The sequence below is a fragment of the Delftia sp. ZNC0008 genome, from assembly GCF_000799035.1.
Classification (GTDB): Bacteria; Pseudomonadota; Gammaproteobacteria; order Burkholderiales; family Burkholderiaceae_C; genus Comamonas; species Comamonas tsuruhatensis.
This window is the reverse complement of record NZ_JTKZ01000293.1, coordinates 1-3,794: the sequence shown is the minus strand read 5'-3', so window position 1 is coordinate 3,794 and position 3,794 is coordinate 1. Positions and strand designations below refer to the sequence as shown.

The 3,794-nt window shown below is 65.5% G+C and carries 4 protein-coding genes; 3 read left to right on the top strand and 1 reads right to left on the bottom strand.

From position 1 onward, the window contains the following. Positions 1-394: SDR family oxidoreductase (locus L995_RS09895; protein WP_047471300.1), on the top strand; the 394-nt coding region annotated here is incomplete at its 5' end. A gap of 73 nt (positions 395-467) precedes the next feature. Here L995_RS09895 and L995_RS09890 read toward each other — a convergent pair. Further along, a complete protein-coding gene (locus L995_RS09890) occupies positions 468-1,214 on the bottom strand; it encodes an SIMPL domain-containing protein (RefSeq protein ID WP_034363125.1) in 747 nt (248 codons plus the stop codon). A 305-nt stretch (positions 1,215-1,519) separates the two neighbouring features. On the opposite strand from L995_RS09890, the gene ompR reads away from it, so the two are divergent. Together ompR and L995_RS09880 are read left to right on the top strand one after the other, a co-directional pair. After that, positions 1,520-2,257 carry an osmolarity response regulator transcription factor OmpR gene (gene ompR, locus L995_RS09885; RefSeq protein WP_017404718.1) on the top strand — a complete coding sequence of 246 codons (738 nt, stop codon included), beginning with the start codon at positions 1,520-1,522 and terminating at the stop codon, positions 2,255-2,257. 104 nt (positions 2,258-2,361) lie between these two features. Continuing rightward, the coding region (locus L995_RS09880; protein WP_047471298.1) for an ATP-binding protein at positions 2,362-3,794 on the top strand (1,433 nt) is incomplete at its 3' end.

Below are 3,794 nucleotides of genomic sequence, written 5' to 3'. Positions count from 1 at the left end.
CGGCAAGGGCTGGGGCCGGATCATCAACGTGGCCTCGGTGCACGGCCTGGTGGGTTCGGCGCAGAAGTCTGCCTACGTGGCGGCCAAGCACGGCATTGTCGGGCTGACCAAGGTCACGGCGCTGGAGAACGCCACCTCCGGCATCACCTGCAACGCCATCTGCCCCGGCTGGGTGCTGACGCCACTGGTGCAAAAGCAGGTGGACGCCAAGGCCGAGCAGCACGGCATCAGCAACGAAGAAGCCAAGAAGCTGCTGCTGGGCGAGAAAGAGCCCTCCATGCAGTTCACCACGCCCGAGGAACTGGGCGAACTGGCGGTGTTCTTCTGCTCGCCCGCCGCAGCCAATGTGCGCGGCGTGGCCTGGAACATGGATGGCGGCTGGGCGGCGCAGTAAGCGCGCCAGCACCGGTTCACGTCAAAAAAGGAGCGCCACGGCGCTCCTTTTTTCATGGGCGGCCCACGCCTGCTCAATACATCTGCACCGAGCCCGACACGTGGACCATCACCTGCGCCTTGCCCGCTTCCACGGACACGGCATCCATTTCCGCGCCGGCGGCCTTGGCGGACATGGCCATCATGCGCGGACGCGGCATGGGCACGGAGGTGTCGCTGCTGCTGACATTGACCTCGCGCAGGCTGTAGTTGGCAAAGCCGAAGCTCTTGGACAGCGTGGTGGCACGCTGTTTGAACTGCTCGATGGCCTTGGCCTGGGCCTCGCCTTCGACCTTTTCACGGGCCTCGCGCGACAGGCCGAAGCCCACTTGCGACAGCGTCATGTCCTGCACCTGGGCCGCCGTCTGCGTGATGCGCGCGAAGTCGCGGCCCTGCAGAAGAATCTCGGCGCGGCCCTGCCAGCCTTCCACCTTGTTGTCCTTGCCATAGCGCGGATAGATGCCGAAGCTGCCGGTGCTCACATCCATCTGGCCCGGCTGGGCGCTGCGCTTGGTCACGGCCATGGCGGCCTCGACCACCTTCTGCAGCTGGGACTGGACCGTGGCGGCATCACGCCCTTCGCGCGTGGCCGACAAGGTGGCGGTCAGCAGGTCCTGCACCACGTCCACCGAGCCTTCTGCAGACAACTGCACCACGTTGGCAGGCTGTGCCGGCGCCGTGGCGGCGTTCTGCGCCCAGGCACCGCTGGCACAGGCCAGCGCAGTAGCCGCGACCACGGACTTGACCCAGGGGCGGGACAGCTGTTTGGAAAGCTTGCTCATGCGTTCACCCTTTGAAATGAAAGGTAGTTCAGGGATACAACTGCATGCCGCCCTTTCGCTACGGCATGCCGCCAGATGGTGACAGGTGTGGAGCCAAGCAGGCCTGCCGGCTCCTCCATTGACAACATTATTGCAACGATAAATGCATCAGGATGGAAAACCCATAGTTAAATATTCTAAAGACACATTTTCCGTTCTAAATTTAAACGCAACATCTGTAACACACGGCAATATTTCGGGGGTTTGTCCAGACTTTTCGGCGCAAGCTGGTAACAATGGCGGCTGTTACAAATGACCGACCGAGGATGAACATGGCCACTACGACCAACCGCACCGACAAGATCCTGGTGGTGGATGACGATGCGCGCATCCGCGACCTGCTGCGCCGCTACCTGACGCAGGAAGGCTTCGAGATCATGATTGCCGAAGATGGCAAGGCGCTGAACCGCATCCTGCTGCGCGAAACGGTGGACCTGATCGTGCTTGACCTGATGATGCCCGGCGAAGATGGCCTGTCCATCTGCCGCCGCCTGCGCTCGGCCAACGACCGCACGCCCATCATCATGCTGACCGCCAAGGGCGAGGATGTGGACCGCATCGTGGGCCTGGAAGTGGGCGCCGACGACTACCTGGGCAAGCCCTTCAACCCGCGCGAACTGCTGGCCCGCATCCATGCCGTGCTGCGCCGCCGCCCGCCGCAGGAAGCGCCGGGCGCGCCTTCCGGCGACAACGAGGTGGTGAGCTTCGGCCCCTTCACCTTCGACCTGGGCACGCGCGTGCTGCAAAAGAACGGCGAGGAACTGCCGCTGACCACGGGCGAATTCGCCATGCTCAAGGCCCTGGTGCGCCACCCGCGCCAGCCGCTGTCGCGCGAGAAGCTGGCCCTGCTGGCGCGCGGCCGCGAGTTCGAGCCCTTCGACCGCAGCCTGGACGTGCAGGTCTCGCGCCTGCGCAAGCTGATCGAGGAAGATGCCGCCGCTCCGCGCTATATCCAGACGGTCTGGGGTGTGGGCTACGTGTTCGTACCCGATGGCGCGAACTGATCGATAGATAGTCCGCTGGCCTGCACCCGAGACAACCGGTAACGCAGGCTGGCCGGCACAGGCGTAATCTCGCAGCCGGCCCCTAGAATGACGAACCGCATTCCATGAGTTCCTTCACCGTCCCGCCCCACGACGCCACAAGCCCTGCGCCCCTCGACTACGAGCGGCGCATGACTGCGCGCTCTCCGCTGGGACTCAATCTTTTCTGGCGTACCTTCTGCCTGCTGGCCCTGCTGTTGGTGGGCAGCATCCTGGCGTGGCTGCAGACGCTGCGCGCCTTCGAGTTCGAGCCGCGCACGCTGCACACCGCCCAGCAGATCGCCTCGCTGGTCAACCTCAGCCGCGCGGCCCTGGTGCATTCGGATGCCATCAACCGCGTCTCGCTGATCAAGACCATGGCCGACCAGGAAGGCGTGCGCATTCTGCCGCGCGAGCCTGGCGACAGCTTCGAGCTGCTGGACCAGAGCACGCTGGGCAAGCGCCTGACCGAAGAACTCACGCGCCGCCTGGGCTACGGCACCATCGTGGCGCGCAGCGTCAATGGCGAGCCGGGGCTGTGGGTGGGCTTCACCATCAATGGCGACCGCACCTGGCTGCTGATGGACCGCTCGCGCTTCACGCCGGCCAGCGGGCGCACCTGGCTGATCTGGCTGATCACGGCCGGCCTGCTGTCCCTGGCGGGGGCGGCAGCCATCGCGCGCCTGATCAACCGGCCACTCAAGCAGTTGAGCTATGCGGCCAACCGCGTGCGAGATGGCGACTTCGACGCCAGCCAGCTCGACGAGGAAGCCGTCACCAGCGAGATCCGCGAGGTCAACATCGGCTTCAACCGCATGGCGCAGAAACTCGCCCAGCTGGAACAGGACCGCGCGGTGATGCTGGCCGGCATCTCCCACGACCTGCGCACGCCGCTGGCCCGCCTGCGGCTGGAGACCGAGATGAGCGTGGTGGACGACGTGGCGCGCGAGCACATGGTGGCCGACATCGTGCAGCTGGACGCCACCATCGACAAATTCCTGGACTACGCCCGCCCCGACCATGTCACCCTGAACCCGGTGAACCTGCATGCCGTGGTGTCCTCCTGCGTCTATGCGGTGCAGGACCACCGCGAGCTGCAGATCAGCATGGCCGTGCCCGAAGGCGTCTATGTGCTGGCCGACGAGGTGGAACTGGCGCGCGTGATCTCCAACCTGTTCGAGAACGCACGCCGCTACGGCAAGACGCCCGAGACCGAAACCACCCACGTGGATGTGACGGCATCGGAACGCGAAAGCTGGGTGGTGATCCGCATCCGCGACCATGGCCGTGGCGTGCCGCCCGAGCAGCTGGCCAGCCTGACCCAGCCCTTCTTCCGTGGCGACTCCGCGCGCACGGCCGCAGCGGGCGCGGGCCTGGGCCTGTCCATCGTGGACAAGACGGTGCAGCGCATGGGCGGCGTGTTTGCGCTGTCCAACTCCTCCACGGGCGGGCTGGTTGCCCATGTGCAGTTGCAGCGTGCCTCGGGCGTGGCCAAGGGTGCCGAGCCCGAGCAACGCGG